Here is a 3845-nt window from a genome sequence, read left to right on the forward strand (position 1 = left end):
ACCCTGACGGTGGTCGGCCATTTCACCCACGGATTCCAGGCCTTACGGTGGTGCTCAAAGATATAAATCTTCTGCCGTTTGCGATTAAACCGGATGGGCTGATCCCGGGGGACAAACAAAGCCATCCTCAGATTCAATAAAATCATTGAAAATGAAAACAAAAAAAACAAAAAAAATAAAAGATACATTTTAAACTCAAAACCTAAGTGATATAAGTCCACTATCATCCATATAACTATAACCGTTGGGATTATCGTTGAAATAACACCCAGCCATGCCCCCCCCCCACATAATATTTTCATAACGAGGAACCTCCATCCAGGTATCATTAATCTCTGTGACCTGCATTAACCTGCCGGGAACAACTTGCTTTTCACCGTTTCCCGGCAAATCCTCTTCCCAGTTTTTGAGCCGGGGGGTCAGCAGAGGCTTGCGGGAAAAATAGTTGTCTATTGCGGCTTTGATCTCTTCTGGCGTGGCCTGGCGCAATATCTCTTTTGCGCGTTGCTTTTTTTTACTCATCCTTGTATATCCTGAATGCCGACATTCCGGGTTATCAGACTTTATGGGGCCATCTGATTTGGTCCTGACGATCTTATTCCGGCGCGGTTCTGGACTCGATATCCAGCGCTTCCGGCCAGCGCACCTTTCTTCGGGGGCTTCCGTCATCATGGTGATTGGGATAGAGCGGGTCCATCACCACCGGCTGGTGCTGCATATACCGGCACCAGTGGCTCCACAGCTGACGCTGGTGCTCTATATAAAATACCGCCCGGTTCAGAATAAAACGTTCGCTGACCTCACTGGTTCCTGGTTTACATACGGCACCGTACAGACGGAAGCCCTGATCGTAGCGATCGGTCTCGCGGCTGATTTCGCCGTGAACATCCGCCCAGTCATACACCCTGACGGTGGTCGGCCATTTCACCCACGGATTCCAGGCTTTACGATGGTGCTCAAAGATATAAATCTTCTGACGCTTGCGATTAAACCGGATGGGTTGATCCCGCGGGACAAACAAAGCCATCCTCAGATTCAACAAAATCATTGAAAATGAAAAAAACAAAAACAATAATAACATCAGCAAATTATCAAACTTAAAACTCAAGGGGTATAAATCCACCGCTCCCCATATAAATAAAAAAGTTGGGATTATCATTGCAATAATACCCACCCATGCCCCTCCCCACATAATATTTTCATAACGAGGAACCTCCATCCAGGTATCATTAATTTCAGTCACCTGCATTAACCTGCCGGGAACAACTTGTTTTTCACTGTTACCCGGCAGATCCTCTTCCCAGTTTTTGAGCCGGGGGGTCAGCAGAGGCTTGCGTGAAAAATAGTTGTCTATTGCGGCTTTGATCTCTTCTGGCGTGGCCTGGCGCAATATCTCTTTTGCGCGTTGCTTTTTTTTACTCATCCTTGCTTATCCTAATCAATGACTTTCAGGGTCAGGGTCAACAGACTTTGTGGATCGGTTTTATACGGCCAGTAATCGACACTGAGCACCACCTGACCGTAACGTTTGCTGTTGACCCATGCCAGCCCCTCCAGCACCAGGGCAGTGGCATCCCAGCGTTGCGTCAGCCTGTTATTCAGCGGCAGGCCCGGATGGCGGGGATGACGCAAAATATGGGAACCATCCTCTTTTATTGCAGAAGCCGTATCCATTATGTCTTGCAGACCATACTGACTCACCAGCAATGGCTTAGTCCCGCCATCACCCAGGGCCACGAGCTTAAGATCCCACGCCGATTCCGTGCTGTTACAATCCGGTAACCTGACCCGCATTTTGACAGCATCCTCAGCATTATCCCGCTCCCCCAGCAGATCCTGATAGTCCACCTCGGCCGTCATGCCGCTGACAATAACGCTATACGCCATCAGCGCATCGTATAAGTCTTCGGGGTTATGGGGATCCCATACCGGATCGTTGTCACCTCGCTTATCTGTCACGCCAAAACAGCCGTCGCAGAGCCATACTTCAAAGGGGCTTCTGATGGCATTTTCGGCCTGAACAGCCATCGCGGCCCCGGCGATTACCAGAAGCGCAGCCAGCCCTGCGGGACCCAACAGAGCGAACTGGCAGGCAAAAGCAGAATAGATGAAGAGACCACCGCCAACGGCGGTAACAACGCTGGCTTTCCAATACCAACCCGCAGCTTCAGACTCTCCAGACTTTGTTGCTTCACAATATTTAACCCACATCCCAATCCCATCAATAATCGACGACACCCCTGCGATTGCCCCACCCAGCCGCAGCAGGGGATGAACATACATCGGCACCCCCTTCACGATAACATTCGGGGGCAGGTTCCACGGGTTTGCCCGCACCAGCATATGGATAAAGCCGCTGGTTTCCACTGCCGAACTCATCATCATTGCCATATTTGACGCTAACGTTAACCGGGCATTAACCCCATTTACCGCCGTTTCCACGGCCCTGACGTTGTCCGCCAGCGCCGATACCTGCAGAAAGAGCATGCCTCCACCCAGCATTCCGCCCAGCGCATTACTACTGATTAATCGTCGCGACAGCTGGACCTGCCCTTTAAGCACAGAATTAAGCTGGCTTTGAGACAGCTTTACAGGCGCGCGACTCACCGTGTTATCCAGCGATACGTCCGCAATACGCAATTCGGATAACGCATTAAGTCTTGTCATATCGGTGAGTTTGCCGTCAGTCAGCGAGGCCATGAACCCGGCCGGCGCAGCGTCCGCGACCATTGTCAGGGTCACTCTTTGCCTCAACACGACCGGATCGTTGACCTGGGGAAGTCTGTTTGCGGATACCTTACGCAAGGCCCGCTTGCCGTTTCGCAATTCGCCGCCATATTCAACCGGTTTTCCAGACATGGAAAGCTGGACCCGGGCAATATCACGATGCAGCTGCTGATATTCCCGGACGGTCATCGTCACATTGAACACGGTAACCTGTCTGCCTGTCATCAGACAGGTATTCCCCTGAACAATCCGGCTGTAGCCATCAAGCGCCGCCTGCTCCAGCTTTGTATTCAACCGGCTAACTGCGCCGCTCAGGGCCAGCATTCGCAGGGCAACGGCCTTTTGCACGCCTTCGGAATCAATCCAGTCGCCGAGCTCTTTCCCATTCAACAACGCTTTCAGATTGGTATAGCCGGCTGTTCCGGCATAAACCGCTGCCAGCAAAGACTTCTGATTGCCCAGCATCCCTTCAAAGGCCGGGCTGTCGGAGCCCCTGAGCCATTTTAACCAGACCTTTTCCGTCGCCTCGTCGGTACTTCCTCCCTGAATACAGGCGGCAATGGTTGATAACTGGGCTGCCCAGCCGGCAGGGCAGGTTTCTGGTGAGTAATCATCAATAATTGCCGACAGCCAGCGTTTTGCCTCGTACCAGGCGGCAAGGTCTTTTCCGACAGCATCTATGCGCCTTTGATAGCCCTGTAATGTCCGTTGATACTGTGCGGCGAACTCAGCGCGTTTCGGTTCATGATAATATTTCTGCAAACGCGCACATCTGGCGGCATACGTTTCCCTCGCGACCTGTTCTTTCGGAATGGTTCGCCCTGCCGCGGGATATCCGCCAGGCATTGCTTCATGGCGGGGTTTGCTGCTTTCATCGATTGCTGCTTTCAACGAGGCCAGATATTGTTCAATCGCATCAGAAATCATGTGCTTACAGCGTATTTCCGGCAGCTCATTATAAACCTGACGCGCCTCCACAATCTGCAGCCGGCCGTTGTTCAGCTCCTGCACCACGCCCACTTCATCGTTTAACGCCAGCGCCGTTATCGGGCATCGATACTGTACGCCCAGTTGAGCAACCTTCAGCCCCAGGGCACTGGCACTTTCCTGTCGCGGAT

4 protein-coding genes are annotated in these 3845 nt (G+C 51.9%); all 4 read right to left on the reverse strand.

Annotated features, from left to right (window positions below):
* The coding region (locus GJV78_RS24215; protein ID WP_407929083.1) for a DUF6708 domain-containing protein at positions 1-302 on the reverse strand (302 nt) is incomplete at its 3' end.
* Entirely contained in the window at positions 196-522 is a 327-nt protein-coding gene (locus GJV78_RS22405) for a hypothetical protein (protein ID WP_155110269.1), read from the reverse strand. The genes GJV78_RS24215 and GJV78_RS22405, both read right to left, overlap by 107 nt.
* Before the next feature lie 73 nt (positions 523-595).
* Positions 596-1423, reverse strand: a complete 828-nt coding sequence (locus tag GJV78_RS22410) for a DUF6708 domain-containing protein (protein WP_155110270.1) — start codon at positions 1421-1423, stop codon at positions 596-598.
* Between the two features lie 11 nt (positions 1424-1434).
* A partial coding sequence (locus GJV78_RS23155; protein ID WP_167519717.1) for a T6SS effector BTH_I2691 family protein occupies positions 1435-3845 on the reverse strand: 2411 nt, incomplete at its 5' end.

This window comes from Intestinirhabdus alba (assembly GCF_009711095.1).
Taxonomy (GTDB): Bacteria; Pseudomonadota; Gammaproteobacteria; order Enterobacterales; family Enterobacteriaceae; genus Intestinirhabdus; species Intestinirhabdus alba.